At 36.1% G+C, this 17,862-nt stretch carries 15 protein-coding genes, 1 pseudogene and 1 riboswitch; all 16 genes and pseudogenes read left to right on the top strand.

All coding sequences use genetic code 11. The features are described 5' to 3' along the window. Positions 1–100: 100 nt before the first annotated feature. The 16 genes and pseudogenes from F0362_RS18605 (at position 101) to F0362_RS18525 (ending at position 17,730) form a co-directional block, all read left to right on the top strand. A complete protein-coding gene (locus F0362_RS18605; protein WP_001118764.1) occupies positions 101–2,485 on the top strand; it encodes a DNA translocase FtsK in 2,385 nt (794 codons plus the stop codon). A 204-nt stretch (positions 2,486–2,689) separates the two neighbouring features. Continuing rightward, a riboswitch (purine riboswitch) is annotated at positions 2,690–2,791 on the top strand. Positions 2,792–3,024: 233 nt separating this feature from the next. Then, positions 3,025–3,750 carry a GntR family transcriptional regulator gene (locus F0362_RS18595; protein WP_000114182.1) on the top strand — a complete coding sequence of 242 codons (726 nt, stop codon included), beginning with the start codon at positions 3,025–3,027 and terminating at the stop codon, positions 3,748–3,750. A gap of 88 nt (positions 3,751–3,838) precedes the next feature. Next, on the top strand, positions 3,839–4,924 hold the full coding sequence (locus F0362_RS18590) for a BMP family lipoprotein (RefSeq protein WP_000725766.1): 1,086 nt from the start codon (positions 3,839–3,841) through the stop codon (positions 4,922–4,924). A gap of 118 nt (positions 4,925–5,042) precedes the next feature. Continuing rightward, positions 5,043–6,575 carry an ABC transporter ATP-binding protein gene (locus tag F0362_RS18585; RefSeq protein ID WP_000456934.1) on the top strand — a complete coding sequence of 511 codons (1,533 nt, stop codon included), beginning with the start codon at positions 5,043–5,045 and terminating at the stop codon, positions 6,573–6,575. After that, positions 6,568–7,626, top strand: coding sequence for an ABC transporter permease (locus tag F0362_RS18580; protein WP_001085263.1), 1,059 nt, complete (start codon positions 6,568–6,570; stop codon positions 7,624–7,626). Before F0362_RS18585 ends, F0362_RS18580 begins: the two co-directional genes overlap by 8 nt. Further along, positions 7,627–8,586, top strand: coding sequence for an ABC transporter permease (locus F0362_RS18575; protein ID WP_000008853.1), 960 nt, complete (start codon positions 7,627–7,629; stop codon positions 8,584–8,586). It abuts the gene before it with no gap. 209 nt (positions 8,587–8,795) lie between these two features. Beyond that, positions 8,796–10,070: an EF-P 5-aminopentanol modification-associated protein YfmF gene (locus F0362_RS18570; RefSeq protein WP_000772425.1), complete on the top strand. Its 1,275-nt coding sequence runs from the start codon at positions 8,796–8,798 to the stop codon at positions 10,068–10,070. Next, positions 10,071–11,357 carry an EF-P 5-aminopentanol modification-associated protein YfmH gene (locus tag F0362_RS18565; protein WP_000411962.1) on the top strand — a complete coding sequence of 429 codons (1,287 nt, stop codon included), beginning with the start codon at positions 10,071–10,073 and terminating at the stop codon, positions 11,355–11,357. Between the two features lie 100 nt (positions 11,358–11,457). Next, positions 11,458–12,171 (top strand): elongation factor P 5-aminopentanone reductase, encoded by a 714-nt coding sequence (locus tag F0362_RS18560; protein WP_000759598.1) that lies wholly within the window; start codon positions 11,458–11,460, stop codon positions 12,169–12,171. Between the two features lie 75 nt (positions 12,172–12,246). Beyond that, positions 12,247–12,495: a DUF3243 domain-containing protein gene (locus F0362_RS18555; protein ID WP_000114447.1), complete on the top strand. Its 249-nt coding sequence runs from the start codon at positions 12,247–12,249 to the stop codon at positions 12,493–12,495. Between the two features lie 138 nt (positions 12,496–12,633). Then, positions 12,634–13,419, top strand: coding sequence for a DUF3388 domain-containing protein (locus tag F0362_RS18550; RefSeq protein WP_000574107.1), 786 nt, complete (start codon positions 12,634–12,636; stop codon positions 13,417–13,419). A gap of 21 nt (positions 13,420–13,440) precedes the next feature. Next, entirely contained in the window at positions 13,441–14,355 is a 915-nt protein-coding gene (locus F0362_RS18545; RefSeq protein ID WP_000137453.1) for a helix-turn-helix domain-containing protein, read from the top strand. A gap of 63 nt (positions 14,356–14,418) precedes the next feature. Further along, on the top strand, positions 14,419–14,997 hold the full coding sequence (gene pgsA, locus F0362_RS18540) for a CDP-diacylglycerol--glycerol-3-phosphate 3-phosphatidyltransferase (RefSeq protein WP_149889919.1): 579 nt from the start codon (positions 14,419–14,421) through the stop codon (positions 14,995–14,997). Between the two features lie 20 nt (positions 14,998–15,017). Next, complete coding sequence (gene cinA / locus F0362_RS18535; protein ID WP_000990726.1) at positions 15,018–16,256, top strand: competence/damage-inducible protein CinA; 1,239 nt, start codon at positions 15,018–15,020, stop codon at positions 16,254–16,256. Between the two features lie 144 nt (positions 16,257–16,400). Further along, positions 16,401–17,009 (top strand): annotated as a pseudogene (gene recA, locus F0362_RS18530) (recombinase RecA); the annotation flags it as partial. A gap of 97 nt (positions 17,010–17,106) precedes the next feature. Further along, positions 17,107–17,730, top strand: a complete 624-nt coding sequence (locus tag F0362_RS18525) for a PDDEXK family nuclease (protein ID WP_000301533.1) — start codon at positions 17,107–17,109, stop codon at positions 17,728–17,730. The last annotated feature ends 132 nt before the right edge of the window (positions 17,731–17,862 follow it).

The following is a 17,862-nucleotide window of genomic DNA, read 5'->3' as shown; positions in this document are numbered from 1 at the left end:
ATAGAAGAGATAAAGACCTGAAAGAATAGAGAAAACAGACATATAAGTAGAGTTTTTTTAGAGGTTGTCCTTATTTATATGTAGAACACGAGGTGAAGAAATGGCAAAACAAAAGCAAAGAGGGACGAAGGCAAAGGCAAGACGTACGATAAAGCCAACTCTATATTATGAAATCGTCGGTTTGGCTCTTTTTGCACTTTCAATCATTACGATTTTACAGCTAGGCGTTGTAGGGAAATCGTTTGTGTTATTTTTTCGCTTCTTCTTTGGTGAGTGGTACATAATTGGTGTGTTAGGTGTAATAGCTTTATCGGTTTCGTTTGTTATAAAACGTGGATGGCCGAACCTTTTAAATAAACGGTTAATCGGTTTTTATTTAATTGTATTGGCGATATTAATGTTCAGTCATATTACATTATTTAACCTTCTTACGAAAGATGGAGCAGTGCAAAATACTTCTGTTATTGTGAGTACGAAAGATAACTTCTTTCTTGAAATGAAAAAAGGGCCAGATAGCGTTCACTTAGGCGGTGGGATGTTTGGTGCGCTCATGTTCGCAACATGTTACTTCTTATTTGATGAAGTAGGAGCCTATATCATTGGAATTATTTTAGTTATTCTTGGAATACTTTGTATAACAAATAAGCATATTGGAGAAGTTCTTGCCCCGGTGGGTAGAATTCTTAGAAGTCAATTTCAAGTTATGCAAGGGGATTATAAAGATTGGCGATCAAAAAGGATTGCTGAACAAACAGAAAAGAAAAAAACAACAAGAAGTTCAAGACACGCACGTGCTGTGGAGCAAGAAGAAGTGATTGAGCCGATGGAAGAGATGCAAATTGATCCCCCCATTATTTCAAATTTCACTGAGAATTATCCTGTAAATGAAGAAGAGGATAAACGGATGGAAGAAGAACATGTAACAGATCCAATTACTTCACCGTTTATTGAAGAAGCTCCACCTATTGAAGAGCCTAAGAAAAAGCGTGGAGAAAAAATTGTGGAATCTTTAGAGGCGGAAACAAGTGCCCCACCGATGCAATTTTCAAATGTTGAAAATAAAGATTATAAGCTTCCTTCGCTTGATATATTAAAGTTCCCAAAAAATAAGCAAGTTACAAATGAAAATGCGGAAATTTATGAAAATGCTCGTAAATTGGAACGTACATTCCAAAGTTTTGGTGTGAAAGCGAAAGTGACAAAAGTACACAGAGGTCCTGCAGTTACGAAGTATGAAGTGTATCCTGATATGGGAGTAAAGGTAAGTAAAATTGTTAGTTTAAGTGATGATTTAGCGCTTGCTTTAGCTGCGAAAGACATTCGTATTGAAGCGCCTATTCCCGGGAAATCAGCTGTAGGGATTGAAGTTCCGAACTCAGAAGTTTCTATGGTAACACTTAGGGAAGTGCTGGACTCTAAGGCTAATAATCATCCAGAAGAGAAGTTGTTAATTGGTCTTGGACGAGATATTACAGGTGAAGCTGTATTGGCCCGTTTAAATAAAATGCCCCATTTACTAGTAGCCGGTGCGACAGGTAGTGGGAAAAGTGTGTGTATTAACGGGATTATAGTTAGTATTTTAATGCGTGCAAAACCGCATGAAGTAAAATTAATGATGATCGATCCGAAAATGGTAGAGTTAAATGTATATAATGGTGTGCCCCATTTATTAACACCAGTTGTAACTGATCCGAAAAAAGCATCGCAAGCTTTGAAAAAGGTTGTAAGTGAGATGGAACGCCGTTATGAGTTGTTTGCTCATAGTGGTACGCGGAATATTGAAGGGTATAACGATTATATTAAAGCGCATAATAATCAATCGGAAGCGAAACAACCTGAATTACCGTATATTGTAGTAATTGTGGATGAGTTAGCAGATTTAATGATGGTTGCTTCGTCGGATGTAGAGGATGCGATAATGCGCTTGGCACAAATGGCTCGTGCGGCTGGTATTCATTTAATTATTGCAACGCAGCGCCCATCGGTTGACGTTATTACAGGTGTTATTAAAGCGAATATTCCATCACGTATTGCATTCGCTGTATCTTCTCAAACGGATTCTCGTACAATTCTTGATGGTGGTGGCGCAGAGAAGCTGCTAGGTCGTGGAGATATGCTATTTATACCAATTGGTGCATCAAAGCCTGTTCGTGTACAAGGTGCATTTTTATCAGATGATGAAGTTGAGAGAGTTGTAGAATATGTTATTGGGCAGCAAAAAGCACAATATCAAGAGGATATGATTCCACAAGATGTCCCTGAGACAAAGCAGCAAGTTGAAGATGAATTATACGATGAAGCAGTTCAGCTCGTAGTGGAAATGCAAACAGCGTCTGTTTCTATGTTGCAACGTAGATTTAGAGTAGGTTATACGCGAGCTGCTCGTCTAATTGATGCAATGGAAATGAACGGTGTAGTAGGTCCATATGAGGGTAGTAAACCGAGAGAAGTGCTCATTAATGATGTACAAGAAAAAAGTTCTTAAAAAAAGCCTAATTGTTTTTGCAATTAGGCTTTTTTATATACTGTTTTTGTTATATACTATATTCAACAAGAAAGAAAGGGCTTACATTCAAGTCGGTTCTTTAGAATACGAATGCTATGAGTGTGCCTTTTTATAAATGTTCGATATTCATTGTAGAAAAATGTTAAATTTTGTTGACACGTATGAGAGCAAGTGGTAAGATTACTTCGAAAAGAATCACTGCCTCATATAATCTTGGAGATAAGGTCCATAAGTTTCTACCTGGCAACCATGAATTGCTAGACTATGAGGGGAAAAGTGTGTAACAAAGGATGTAAGGGATCTTTGTGCCGAACTTTTTCTCGAAAAGAGGAATGTTTATGGTGCAAAGTTTTTTTTATGCAGTAAAGAGTGAAAATTTTATCTAAAAAAATTATTAATATTTATTCGACAATTGTGTTTATTTTTAGTGATTAGTCATGTTTACTATGTTGTAAGTTGAAAAAAGAGAAAAGAAGTCTTACATCAGAGGTCGAATAATTGAAATGCGGGGGAGTCTTATGTCAGTAAAATCCGATAGTCGTCACCTATATTTACGGGTGATTGATCACATCAAAGAAAAAATTAAAGATGGGGCTTACAAAGAAAGACAAAAGCTGCCATCAGAGTTTGATTTAGCGAAAGAACTTGGCGTAAGTAGAGCTACTTTAAGGGAAGCATTGCGTATTTTAGAAGAAGAAAATGTTGTCATTCGTAGACATGGTGTAGGGACGTTTGTAAATGCAAAGCCATTATTTTCTTCTGGAATAGAACAACTTTCTAGTATTACAGATATGATTTCTAGTGTGGGGAAAACACCAGGAACAATCTTTTTATCATCATCTACAACAACTTTAACCGAAGAAGAAAAAGAGAAGTTTAATAGTGAAGATGGTTTTAATGCAGTGATGATTGAGCGTGTGCGTACAGCGGATGGGGAACCTGTTGTATATTGCATTGATAAACTTGCAAAAGAAATATTGCCGGATTTATCGGGCTACAATGAAGAATCATTACTTACAGTGATACATAATAACACGCATAAGCGCATAACGTATGCGGTTGCTCATATTGAGCCGATTGGTTACCATCCGAAAATCTCACCGATTTTAGAATGTGAGCCTGAAACAGCACTGCTTGTATTAAAACAAATGCACTATGATCAAAATGATGAGCCAATCTTATATTCTATTAATTACTTTAGAGCTGATAAGTTTAGCTTCCACGTATTAAGAAAACGTATGTAAGTAAGTTCCTTTTTAGGGAGGTGACAGCAAGAAGTAAGGGACAGCAGCGTAAGAAGAAATATATATCATTTTAGGAGGGGTTTCTAGTATGAAGAAAAAAGCAGGTCTTTTATTATCATTAACATTAGCAGCAAGTACAGTTTTAGGTGCATGTGGTAACTCGGATAAAGCGAGCAGTGACAAGAAAGACAGTAAAGACAATAAAGATTTCAAAGTCGGTATGGTAACAGATGTTGGAGGCGTTGATGATAAATCATTCAACCAATCTTCTTGGGAAGGGCTAAAAAAGTTTGGTAAAGATAACGATTTAAAAGAAAAGACAAATTATCGTTACCTACAGTCTGAAAAAGAAGCAGATTATATTCCGAACTTAAAGAAATTTTCAAAAGATAAGTATGATTTATCTTTCGGAATTGGTTATAAATTAGAAGGTGCAATTAAAGAAGTAGCAAAAGAATCTCCAAAACAACAATTCGCAATCGTTGATACTGTTGTAGATGCACCAAACGTAACAAGCATTACATTTAAAGATCATGAAGGCTCATTCCTTGTAGGTGCGGTAGCAGCTATGTCAACGAAATCGAATAAAGTAGGATTTGTTGGTGGAATGAAGAGTGATTTAATTAGTAAATTCGAAAATGGATTTAAAGCTGGTGCAAAGGCAGTAAATCCAAATATTGAAATCGTATCTGAATATGCAGAAGCATTTGATAAACCTGAAAAAGGTACAGTTCTTGCTTCAGCAATGTATGGTCAAGGCGTAGATGTAATTTATCATGCTGCTGGTGGTACAGGTAATGGTGTATTCACTGAAGCGAAAAATCGTAAGAAAAAAGGTGAAAACGTTTGGGTAATCGGTGTTGACCGTGACCAAAACCAAGAAGGTATGCCTGAAAATGTAACATTAACTTCAATGGTAAAACGTGTAGATATCGCTGTTGAAAAAGTAGCACAAGAAGCGAAAGACGGTAAATTAAAAGGCGGTAAAATAGAAGCGTTTGGCTTAAAAGATGACGGCGTTGGTATTGCAAAAACAACTGACAACGTGAAAAAAGTTAACCCTGAAATTTTAACAAAAGTAGAAGAGTTTGAAAAGAAAATTACAGATGGTGCAATTAAAGTACCAGCTACAGATAAAGAGTATAAAGAATATGAAGCTTCTCTAAAAAAATAAATAGAGAAATAGCAAAGGTTAGTTCATAGAACTAACCTTTGTATGTATAAAACTTCCGAATTGCTTAATAAGTTAATAGTGTAATAGGGGAATGTTCCCTGTTAAAAGGAGGAACACAATGGAATACGTAATTGAGATGAATAACATTACGAAAGTATTCCCAGGCATTGTAGCGAATGATGATATTACGCTGCAAGTAAAGCAGGGAGAAATACATGCTTTACTTGGAGAAAATGGTGCAGGGAAATCCACATTGATGAATGTACTATTTGGTTTGTACCAGCCAGAACAAGGTGAAATTAAAATTAAAGGAAAAACTGTAAAGATTACAAATCCGAATATAGCAAATGACCTTGGTATTGGAATGGTACATCAGCACTTTATGCTTGTTCATAATTTTACAGTTACAGAGAATATTATTCTCGGAAACGAACCGAAGAAAAAAGGGAAAATTGCTGTTGAGGAAGCTGCTAAAGAAATTCAAAAACTGTCTGAACAATACGGTTTAGCTGTAGATCCATATGCGAAAATACAAGATATTTCTGTCGGTATGCAACAGCGTGTTGAGATTTTAAAAACACTTTACCGCGGGGCAGAAATTTTAATATTTGATGAACCGACAGCTGTGTTAACACCACAAGAAATTCATGAGCTAATTCAAATTATGAAAAAGCTTGTGCAAGAAGGGAAATCTATTGTTCTTATTACACATAAGTTGAAAGAAATTATGGAAGTTTGCGATCGTTGTACGATTATTCGTAAAGGAAAAGGGATTGGAACGGTTGACGTTGCAAATACGGATGAAAATAAACTTGCAGAATTAATGGTCGGACGTCAAGTGAATTTTAAAACAGAAAAAATAGACGCGAAGCCAAAAGAAGAGGTACTTTCAATTGCAAACCTTGTTGTTCACGATGCACGTCAACTACCTGCTGTAAAAGGCCTTGACTTAACTGTTCGTGCGGGGGAAATTGTCGGTATTGCAGGAATTGATGGAAACGGACAAAGTGAATTAATAGAAGCAATTACTGGTTTACGAAAAGTTGAGTCAGGTTCTATTGCAATTAAAGGGAAAGAAATAACAAATTGGCCTGTTAGAAAAATAACAGAAGAAGGAATTGGTCATATTCCAGAAGATCGTCATAAACACGGACTCGTTCTTGATTTTTCTGTTAGAGATAATATAGTTTTGCAAACGTACTATAAAAATCCGTTTTCAAAGAAAGGGATTTTAAATTTCAGCAAAATTACAGAAAAAGCAAAGGCACTTATTGAACAGTTTGATGTACGTACACCTAGTGAGCAAACGTTAGCTCGTGCACTATCTGGGGGAAATCAGCAAAAGGCAATTATTGCACGTGAAGTAGACCGTGATCCAGATTTATTAATTGCAGCACAGCCGACACGTGGTTTAGATGTAGGGGCAATTGAATTTATTCATAAGAGATTAATAGAGCAAAGAGATAAAGGAAAAGGTGTATTACTTTTATCACTAGAGTTAGAGGAAATTTTAAATGTTAGCGATCGAATTGCTGTTATTTATGAAGGAACAATTGTAGCAATAGTTGATGCGAAAGAAACGAATGAACAACAGCTTGGATTGTTAATGGCTGGAGGAACAAAGAAGGAGCAGGTGGGTACAAATGGCTAAAAAACTTTTAACAGAACGAACGATAAATATTTTAGTCCCAGTACTATCCGTTATTTTTGGCTTACTTGTAGGAGCGATTGTAATGCTAGTTAGTGGCTATGACCCAATTGTTGGTTATAGTGCACTTTGGACAGGCATGTTCGGCAGTCCAAGTGCGATTGGTGAAACACTTCGTACAATGATACCGCTTATTCTTGCTGGTTTATCGGTGGCGTTTGCATTTCGTACAGGTTTATTTAATATCGGGGTAGAGGGTCAATTGTTAGTTGGTTGGCTTGCAGCGGTTTGGTTCGGTTATGCAGTCTCGCTACCAGCTGTTCTTCACATTCCATTATCTATTTTATTCGCAGCGTTAGTAGGCGGAATCTGGGGTTTCATCCCTGGATATTTAAAGGGAAAGTTTCAAGTTAATGAAGTTATTGTAACAATTATGATGAACTATATCGCGTTATATGTAACATATGATATTATTAAGCGCTTTTTACACGAGGGTAATGATAAAACGTACGACATTAAAGAGAGTGCGTCATTATCTTCAGACTGGCTTGCATCCATTACTGACGGTTCACGCCTTCACTGGGGAATTATTGTAGCAATTTTAATCGCTATTTTAATGTGGTTCTTATTAGATCGAACAACTTTAGGTTATGAATTAAAGTCAGTAGGATTTAATCAACATGCTTCTCAATATGCAGGGATGAAAGTTTCTCGTAATGTAGTATTTTCCATGACAATTGCTGGTGCGTTCGCAGGGATTGGTGGAGCGATGGAAGGATTAGGAACATTCCAAAGCATGACAGCGATGTCCTCCTTTACAGGGGTAGGGTTTGACGGGATTGCCGTAGCCTTACTTGGAGGAAATAATCCGTTTGGTATTATCCTTTCAGCTTTATTATTTGGTGGTTTGAAAAGTGCTTCCCCTCAAATGAACTTTGAGGCAGATGTGCCATCAGAGCTTATAAACGTAATTATTGCATGTATCATCTTCTTTGTTGCATGTAGTTATGTGTTAAGATGGGCGCTTACACGCATGAGCAAGGAGGGGAAATAAATGAGCTTTTTAGATATATTAGCCATTCTTGTGACGGGTACGTTATATACATCGGCACCTATAATTTTCACAGCACTAGGTGGTGTATTTAGTGAACGATCGGGTGTTGTAAATATCGGATTAGAAGGACTAATGCTATTTGGTGCATTTATTGGAGTTGTTACAAACTTATTAATGGGTGATACTTGGGGAACGATGACTCCGTGGATTGCGTTATTGTTTGCGGCAATTGGTAGTGGTTTATTTGCATTACTTCATGCAGTAGCATCTATTACATTCCGAGCGGATCAAGTTGTAAGTGGTGTAGCAATTAACTTCTTATCTCTTGGTTTAACAGTATTTGCAATTAAGAAGATCTTTGATAAAGGGCAGACTGACTTTATTCAGTACCGTATTGAAAAGATTGATATTCCAGGTCTTTCGGATATTCCGGTTATAGGGAAAATATTCTTTTCAAATGTACCAATAACGTCGTATATTGCGATTGTTTTAGCATTTGTTGTTTGGTATGTTATTTATAAAACACCGTTTGGTCTTCGATTGCGTGCTGTTGGTGAACACCCAATGGCAGCGGATACGATGGGGATTAACGTATATAAAATGCGCTATATCGGCGTTTGTATATCAGGGGTGTTTGCCGGAATTGGTGGGGCGATTTTTGCAATGTCCATTTCTAATAACTTCTCAGGAGCAACTATTACAGGACAAGGTTTCTTAGCTTTAGCTGCTATGATCTTTGGGAAGTGGAATCCGCTAGGCGCACTGGGTGCAGCTCTATTCTTTGGCTTTGCTCAGTCTCTTAGTGTAACGGGTGGAACAATTCCTGTATTAGACCAGATTCCAAGTGTTTTATTAACGATATTACCGTATGTATTCACAATATTAGCACTTGTCGGTTTTGTAGGTCGTTCTGAAGCTCCGAAAGCATTAGGAACTCCTTATGAAAAAGGAAAACGATAAGTAATTTGTAAGTAGAAAAAAGCTCGCACATTAGTGTGAGCTTTTTTACATAGAATATATGTAATACGAAATTTTACTATGTTCCTTACATATTATAGTTTTTAGAAAAAGTCATTTGTAAGCATAATAAGGAAGAAAAATTGGTTTTTTATTTCTAAAAACTGTATATTGAAGAGGAATATTCCTATATACGTAAAGGAGGGCTATAAATGAAACTAATGGAACAACAATTACATGAGTTAGGTGGTTTGCGAGTACATATTATTCCGACTGATAAATATAAAACAAATACCTTTGTATTTCGTTTTAAAGCACCTTTAAATGAGGAGACGGTGACAGAGCGTGCCCTATTGCCATACGTATTGCAAAGTGCGACAGAAAAACTTCCTTCTGTAATTCGTCTACGTCAATATTTAGAAGAATTATACGGATCTTCTTTGGGAGTAGATGTAAGTAAAAAAGGGGAAGACCATATCATCTCCATTTATGTAGACATTGCAAATGAAGTATATTTACACGATGCACCACCGTTATTTGAAAAAGCGCTTTCTATGTTATCGGATATTGTTTTACATCCAGCAACAGAGGGAAATAGTTTCCTACCTTCTATTGTAGAAAGTGAAAAAAGAGCGCTTTTGCAGAGAATTGAAGCTACTTATGATGATAAAATGCGCTATGCAAATGAGCGTTTAATCGAAGAAATGTGCAAAGTAGAACCGTATCGATTAAGTGCAAATGGAAAAAAAGAGAGTGTTACTTCTATTACAAATGAAAGTTTGTATCAATATTATCAAAAGGTGTTAGCGGAAGATGAAATGGATCTATATATTATTGGTGATATTTCAGAAAACGCAGTTGATCTTGTAAGTAAGTATTTTTCTATTACAGCGCGTCCTGTGAGAGAAAGAAACGTACTCCTTCATAAGCGAAATAATGAAGAAAAAGAAGTTGTTGAAAAACAAGAATTAAAACAAAGTAAATTACACATTGGTTATCGTACGTTTGTCACATATAAAGATGAAGATTATTTTGCACTGCAATTGTTCAATGGGCTATTTGGAGGTTTTTCTCATTCGAAGTTATTCGTAAATGTCCGCGAAAAGAATAGTTTAGCGTACTATGCAGCATCAAGATTTGAAAGTCATAAAGGCTTGTTGTTTGTTATGTCAGGGATTGAAGCAAAAAATTATGAAAAAGCAGTTGAAATTATTAAAGAACAAATGCTTGCGATGCAAAATGGTGATTTTTCTGAAGAAGAGATGCATCAAACGAAAAGTGTCATTCAAAATCAAATATTAGAAGCAATTGATACGCCACGTGGATTTGTGGAAATGCTATATCATGGTATTATTTCAGATCGTACACGTCCAGTTGAAGAATGGCTAACAGGTATAGAAAGTGTGACGAAAGAAGAGATTGTGAAAGTTGCTAAAAATATTGAACTAGATACAATTTACTTTTTACAAGGAACGGAGGGAGAATAAATGGAGAAGATTGTTTATGAGCAATTAAAAGAGACGCTCTATTATGAAAAACTTCCGAATGGATTAGATGTATATGTTTTACCGAAGCAAGGATTTAATAAAACATTTGCAACGTTTACGACAAAGTATGGTTCTATGGATAATACATTCGTACCATTAGGTAAAGAAGAAATGATTCGTGTACCTGACGGAATTGCGCATTTTCTTGAGCATAAATTATTTGAAAAAGAAGATCACGATGCTTTTCAATTGTTTAGTAAACAAGGAGCATCGGCAAATGCTTTCACATCCTTTACAAGAACAGCTTATCTTTTTTCATGCACATCAAATGTAGAACAAAATTTAAATACGTTGTTAAATTTCGTACAAGAGCCTTACTTCTCTGAAAAAACTGTTGAAAAAGAAAAGGGGATTATCGGACAGGAAATTCAAATGTATCAAGATAATCCAGATTGGCGCTTATACTTTGGATTAATTGATAGCTTGTTTGTAAAGCACCCCATTAAAATTGATATTGCAGGGACAATCGAGTCTATTAGTAAAATTACGAAAGACCTATTATATGAATGCTACGAAACATTTTATCATCCGAGCAATATGTTACTATTTGTTGTTGGTGCAATTGATCCAGAGGAAACAATGGACTTAGTGCGTGAAAATCAAGCGAAAAAAGATTATAAAAATCAGCCGGAAATTGTACGTTCATTTGAAGATGAACCAAATGAGGTAAATGAAAAGAAGAAAATCATTTCAATGCCTGTACAAACACCGAAATGTTTAGTCGGTATTAAAGCGACAAATTTAAAAGAAAAAGGGAAAGCTCTTTTAAAACAAGAAATCGCGCTTACGTTACTTTTAGATTATTTATTTGGAAAAAGCTCGGTTCATTACGAATCGTTATATAATGAAGGGCTTATTGATGATTCGTTCTCGTATGATTATACGGAAGAGAATAACTTCGGTTTTGCAATGGTTGGCGGTGATACGAAGCAACCGGATGAATTGGAAAAGCGTTTGAAAGATATTTTATTAAACACAAATTATGATCAATTAGATGAGGCAGCATTAGAACGAGTAAAGAAAAAGAAAATTGGTGGCTTTTTACGCTCGTTGAATTCACCGGAATATATTGCAAATCAATTTACGCGATATGCGTTTAATGAATCTAGCTTGTTTGATGCATTGACTGAATTAGAAAGTCTAACTGTTCAAGATTTACAAGAAGTAGCGAAATTATTATTATCAGAAGAAAAAATGAGCGTTTGTCAAGTTTTACCGAAAAAATAAAATTTAAAAGATACCCTCATCTTATCATTGATAAATTGTAAGATGAGGGTATTATTTAGTTATATGAAAAATGAGCTTGTAGAGATAAGAGAGGGTAATTATGAAAAAGTATGCATTAGTAACTGGAGGGAGCGGAGGGATTGGCTCTGCTATTTCAAAACAATTAATTCAAGATGGATATACTGTATATGTTCATTACAATAACAGTGAAGACAAGGTAAATGAGTTACAGAAGGAATGGGGTGAAGTGATTCCTGTTCAAGCGGATTTAGCTTCTAATGATGGGGCAGAGCAGTTGTGGGGACAAATTGAACATCCTATTGATGTTATCGTATACGCAGCTGGGAAGAGTATCTTTGGATTAGTGACAGATGTAACAAATGATGAGTTGAATTATATGGTAGAACTTCAAGTTAAGAGTGTATATAAATTACTATCAAAGGCACTTCCACCTATGATTGGGCGGAGAAGTGGAAATATTGTAGTTGTTTCATCTATATGGGGGCAAATAGGGGCTTCTTGTGAAGTGTTATATTCAATGGTAAAGGGAGCACAAAATTCATATGTGAAAGCTTTAGCAAAAGAGGTTTCTTTAAGTGGATTGCGTGTGAATGCAGTAGCGCCAGGTGCAATTGAAACGGAAATGTTAAGTGTCTTTTCTGAAGAAGATAAGATTGGCATTGCTGAAGAGATACCATTAGGCAGAATAGGTTTACCAGAAGAGGTAGCAAAGACAGTTTCATTTCTCGTATCACCAGGAGCATCTTACATAACTGGACAAATTATCGGTGTGAATGGTGGCTGGCATTGTTAAAAAATTCTTACATAAAAAATGAAAAGTTGCACAAATTAAGCATGATTTTATTACTCAATAGTGAGGTGCTTAATTATGTCAGTGTTAGATAATTTTGATCAGTGGAAGAGCTTTTTAGGAGAACGTTTAGAACAAGCGGAAGGAAAAGGGCTTAATAATGGTGCCGTATCAGATATGGCATTTCGTGTTGGCGATTATTTAGCAAATGAAGTAGAAGCGCGTAACGATCAAGAAAAATTATTGTCTGAGCTTTGGAAAGTTGCTGATGAACAAGAGCAGCATACAATCGCAAATTTAATGGTTAAGTTTGTACAACATAAGTAAAAGTAGAGAGGAGATTCTCCTCTCTACTTTTTTTGTATAATAATTACACGGGAGAGATTATACATTTAGCTTCCCTATTAAGGTGAAATCATATAATATAGTACGTAGGTGTAAAGTAAGCAAGGGGAGTGATCTTGGATGATTGAATGGTATTTTGAATATGAAATACATAAAAACCGACCTGGCTTGCTTGGTGACGTTTCTTCGTTAATCGGTATGCTCGGCATTAATATTGTCACAATTAATGGTGTTGATAATGCACGACGTGGGTTACTCCTTATGTGTGATAATCAAGAGCAGATCTCTAGACTTGAATCAATTTTAAATACGATGGATAACATAACGGTAACGAAATATCGTCCGCCAAAGCTAAGGGATAAACTAGCGGTTAGACATGGTAGGTACATACAACGAGATGCAGATGACAAGAAAACATTTCGTTTTGTGCGTGATGAATTAGGATTACTTGTAGACTTTATGGCGGAAATCATGAAAAAAGAAGGCCATAAACTAATTGGGATACGAGGAATGCCTCGTGTCGGAAAAACAGAATCCATTGTTGCCGCAAGTGTTTGTGCAAATAAACGATGGTTATTTGTATCATCTACTCTCATTAAGCAAACTGTTCGTAGTCAATTGATTGAAGATGAGTATAGCGATGACAATATTTTCATCCTAGATGGAATTGTGTCAACAAAGCGTGCCAATGAAAGGCATTGGCAACTCGTTCGTGAAATTATGAGATTGCCTGCAACGAAAGTTGTGGAACATCCTGATGTATTTGTGAGTCAGTCAGAATACACATTGGATGATTTTGATTATATTATCGAGTTACGTAACGATTATGATGAAGAAATTCAATATAATTTAGTAGATGAAATTGAGCAAGGTACGCAAAATAATTTCTCTATGTTCGACTTTTAAAGAAATATTGAGGTGTTAGTAGTGACAGAATTAGGACAAAAGCTGAAAGAAGCAAGAGAAGCAAAAGGCTTGTCTATTGATCAGCTGCATGAGATTACAAAAATTCAAAAACGCCATTTAGTAGCGATTGAAGAAGGCAATTATGACGTATTGCCAGGAGCTTTTTATGCACGTGCATTCATTAAACAATACGCAGATGCGGCTGGATTAAATGGAGAGGAACTGCTTATAGAATATCAGAGTACGATACCACAATCTGAAAATCGTGATGTTCCACAAGTATCAACTGGACAAAAAACACAAGAAACAATGCAAAAATCTTCATCATTGCCAATGGCAGATCATATGCCGAAAATCTTAATTGCATTGTTAGTAATCGCATTTGGAGTCGTAGTTTGGTTTGTTATTCAAGCACTGACTGGTAAAGATGACGGACGAGTTCCGGCTACTCAAAGTGAGAAAATTGAAGTTAAAAAAGCAGAAAATTCTCCGCTAGATACGAAGAAAGATGAAGCGAAAGCGGAAGAACCAAAGAAAGAAGAACCAAAGAAAGAAGAGCCAAAAAAAGAAGAGCCAAAGAAAGAGGAACCAACTGGACAACAAGAAGTAAAAGTAGTTGGAACAAGTGGTAAGGTATCTACTTTGGAAATTCATAATAATAAAACATTAGAACTGGAAATTTCAGCGAAGGGTACAAGTTATGTAGATGTTAAGGACGATGCGGGTAATGAAATTCTAAACACTACAGTACAAAGTGGTCAAACAGAAAAACGTGATTTATCAACAGCAAAAGAAGTGCGACTTAATATTGGAAATGCAACGAATGTTGAAGTTAAACTGAATGGCCAAGTGGTCGCTTACCCATTGGATCCAGAAAAAGAACTTCACCAAAGATTGGTGATAAAAAACCAAGGGGTAGAGCAACCTGCACAATAACAGTCATCGCTTCGATGACTTTTTTCAATGAACAAATGTTTTTGATATGATGGAGGAATAGCTGTGAATTTACCAAATAAAATTACAATATCTAGAATCTTCTTAATCCCAGTTTTTATGGTAATTATGTTAGCACCCTTTGATTGGGGTTCATACACAATTGGTGATGTAGATCTACCAATTCAACACTTAGTAGGGGCGCTTATCTTTATTATTGCCTCAGCTACAGATTGGATTGATGGACATTACGCAAGAAAGTATAATCTTGTAACAAACTTAGGGAAATTCCTTGACCCGTTAGCAGATAAATTACTTGTTTCGGCAGCACTTATCACATTAGTCGAGATGGGATTTGTACCAGCTTGGATCGTTATAGTAATTATAAGTCGTGAGTTTGCTGTGACAGGTTTACGACTTGTACTTGCTGGAACAGGGGAAGTCGTTGCAGCGAATCAATTAGGGAAAATTAAAACATGGACACAAATTATTGCGATTGCAGCGTATTTATTACACGATGTACCGTTAAATTTAATCCATATTCCAGTTGCTGATATCTTTATATGGATTGCATTAATTTTTACTGTTATTTCAGGATGGGATTATTTCTGGAAAAATAGAGCTGCTTTTGTAAACTCAAAATAGAAGTTTATGGGGGAATTGGGATGAATGCTGAAATTATTGCGGTTGGAACGGAATTATTACTTGGACAAATTGCAAATACAAACGCCCAGTTTTTATCTGAAAAGTTAGCTTCAATTGGCATTAATGTGTACTACCATACTGTAGTTGGAGATAATAACAAACGATTACAGCAGGCGATTGAAGTTGCAGAAGAACGTGCGGACATGCTTATTTTTACAGGTGGATTAGGCCCGACAAAAGATGATTTGACGAAGGAAACAATTGCGTCTAGCTTAGGGGAAGAGCTTGTATATGACAAAAATGCATTAGCATTAATAAGCGATTATTTTAAGCGTACAGGTCGTGAGTTCACTGAAAATAATAAAAAGCAGGCACTCGTTTTGAATGGAGCAACTGTATTTGCAAATGATCACGGTATGGCACCTGGTATGGGTTTAAATAAGAACGGAAAAGTTTATATTTTATTACCAGGACCACCGAAAGAAATGAGGCCAATGTATGTAAGTTATGTAGAGCCTTTTTTACGTAACTTTACAACAGGAGAAAACATTTATTCTCGCGTACTTCGCTTCTTCGGAATTGGGGAATCTCAATTAGAGGTGAAAGTTCAAGATTTAATTGATGGACAAACGAACCCGACAATCGCCCCGCTTGCGAATGATGGAGAAGTGACATTACGTTTAACTGCGAAGCATCAAAATGCTCATGAAGCGGAGAAACTCATTCAGCATATGGAAGATTTGATTTTAGAAAGAGTAGGAGAATTTTTCTACGGGTATGACCAAGAGTTTCTGCACTATAAGGTGATAGAGTTATTGAAGAAAAAAGGATTAACTTTAGCGTGTGCAGAAAGTTTATCAGGTGGTCTCTTCGGTAATCAAGTAACAGAAAGTGCTGGTGTGTCTTCAGTATTTAAAGGCGGTGTCATTTGTTATCATAATGATGTGAAGCAACATGTTTTACATGTACCTGAGGAAGTGTTGTCTACTGACGGTGCAGTTAGTAAAGAATGTGCTCGTTATCTTGCTGAAAATGTTAAAGAATTATTAAAAGCGGATATCGGAATTAGTTTCACTGGGGTAGCAGGACCAGATGCTTCAGAACATAAAGAGCCGGGAACAGTATTTGTTGGATTGGCGATTAAAGATGAACCAACTGTAGTCTTTCCTCTAAATTTAAGCGGAAGTCGTCAACAAATTAGGGAACGCTCAGCAAAATATGGGTTTTATCATTTGTATAAAAAGCTAGAAGAGATATAAGTCTCTTTTAGCTTTTTTTAATGGTTAAATGCAGTTTTATGTAATGGAAAATAAAAAAATCGAATAAATGTTCGATTTTTGTTGGCAAATTGAATTGAAAATAGGTATAATAAGATTAGCAATTCAGTTAAGGAGGAATTTTGAATGAGTGATCGTCAAGCGGCATTAGATATGGCGTTAAAACAAATAGAGAAGCAATTCGGTAAAGGTTCAATTATGAAATTAGGAGAACAAGCTGAGCGTAGAATTTCTACAATTTCAAGTGGTTCTTTAGCACTTGATGTGGCACTAGGGGTAGGCGGATACCCACGTGGCCGTATTATTGAAATTTACGGACCTGAAAGTTCAGGTAAAACAACAGTTTCATTACATGCAATCGCTGAAGTACAGCGTCAAGGTGGACAAGCAGCGTTTATTGATGCGGAGCATGCAATGGATCCTGTATATGCACAAAAATTAGGCGTTAACATAGATGAATTACTATTATCACAGCCTGATACAGGGGAACAAGGACTAGAAATCGCAGAAGCACTTGTACGAAGTGGCGCGGTTGACATTATCGTAATTGACTCTGTAGCAGCTCTTGTACCGAAAGCAGAGATCGAAGGAGACATGGGTGACTCACACGTAGGTTTACAAGCACGTTTAATGTCACAAGCACTTCGTAAGCTTTCAGGTGCAATCAATAAATCAAAAACAATCGCAATCTTTATCAACCAAATTCGTGAAAAAGTTGGGGTTATGTTCGGAAATCAACTACAAGTTGCTTAATCAAAGTAATGTACTTGAGTCTTTATTTGTCTTCTTCGACTAAGTCTTTATAAGGGATTTCTTATAGGGAGAGATTAAAGTGGCAGTGACAATTGGAAATAGAACTTATCGAAACATAGAACAATGGCAAGTGGATTTTATTGTGACACATGCGGATAGCAAATTGAAAGATATAGGTAAAGAAATTAATCTTGATGAAAGGCGAGTAGGTGAAATATTAAAGTTACTCGGAATTAAAAGAACCAGATATAGAAAGATTTACTTGCCTAAAACCGCAGAAGTTGAACAAGAATTGAAAAATCCATATTTATCACATGTTGAAATTGCTATTAAGTATGGCGTATCCGATACATGTGTTGCTAAAAGGAGAAAAGAGCTTAATGTAAAGGTCAGAAAGAAAAATTATGATACTTTACTGGAACAACAGGTTGAACAGATGTTGTTAAGTTTAGATCTGGCGTTCATTAAGCAAAAAAGAATCGATAAGTGGTCTATTGATTTCTACTTAGGTAGAAAATATTGTTTAGATGTCCATGGGAAATGGGCACACTCACTCAAAAAGATAAAAGAACGAGATAAAAGAAAACTTTTATTTATGGAAGAGGGCTGCTATAAATATCTTGTTATACATGAAGAAGAGTTAGCAAATAAAGAAAAAGTCTTGCAAAAGATTAAGGAGTTTACCATGGGTTTCCCTTGCTAGTGATAGCATGTAAAAAAACCTTGTGAACCTTATTGCCTAAGGGTGTAACTATCCATATAGTTGCTAACGGTGAAGCCCACCATTATTTAGGGTAATACCGTGCCAAGCTCCATAGTGATATGGGGAAGGTGT

The organism is Bacillus sp. BS98 (assembly GCF_008432245.1).
In the GTDB taxonomy this organism is placed as follows: domain Bacteria; phylum Bacillota; class Bacilli; order Bacillales; family Bacillaceae_G; genus Bacillus_A; species Bacillus_A toyonensis.
This window is presented reverse-complemented; position numbering and strand designations above follow the sequence as displayed.

Excerpts from the sequence above, each read along its gene's own strand:
- F0362_RS18605 (WP_001118764.1), top strand. The coding sequence starts at position 101 with ATGGCAAAACAAAAGCAAAGAGGGACGAAGGCAAAGGCAAGACGTACG.
- F0362_RS18595 (WP_000114182.1), top strand. The coding sequence starts at position 3,025 with ATGTCAGTAAAATCCGATAGTCGTCACCTATATTTACGGGTGATTGAT.
- F0362_RS18590 (WP_000725766.1), top strand. The coding sequence starts at position 3,839 with ATGAAGAAAAAAGCAGGTCTTTTATTATCATTAACATTAGCAGCAAGT.
- F0362_RS18585 (WP_000456934.1), top strand. The coding sequence starts at position 5,043 with ATGGAATACGTAATTGAGATGAATAACATTACGAAAGTATTCCCAGGC.
- F0362_RS18580 (WP_001085263.1), top strand. The coding sequence starts at position 6,568 with ATGGCTAAAAAACTTTTAACAGAACGAACGATAAATATTTTAGTCCCA.
- F0362_RS18575 (WP_000008853.1), top strand. The coding sequence starts at position 7,627 with ATGAGCTTTTTAGATATATTAGCCATTCTTGTGACGGGTACGTTATAT.
- F0362_RS18570 (WP_000772425.1), top strand. The coding sequence starts at position 8,796 with ATGAAACTAATGGAACAACAATTACATGAGTTAGGTGGTTTGCGAGTA.
- F0362_RS18565 (WP_000411962.1), top strand. The coding sequence starts at position 10,071 with ATGGAGAAGATTGTTTATGAGCAATTAAAAGAGACGCTCTATTATGAA.
- F0362_RS18560 (WP_000759598.1), top strand. The coding sequence starts at position 11,458 with ATGAAAAAGTATGCATTAGTAACTGGAGGGAGCGGAGGGATTGGCTCT.
- F0362_RS18555 (WP_000114447.1), top strand. The coding sequence starts at position 12,247 with ATGTCAGTGTTAGATAATTTTGATCAGTGGAAGAGCTTTTTAGGAGAA.
- F0362_RS18550 (WP_000574107.1), top strand. The coding sequence starts at position 12,634 with ATGATTGAATGGTATTTTGAATATGAAATACATAAAAACCGACCTGGC.
- cinA (WP_000990726.1), top strand. The coding sequence starts at position 15,018 with ATGAATGCTGAAATTATTGCGGTTGGAACGGAATTATTACTTGGACAA.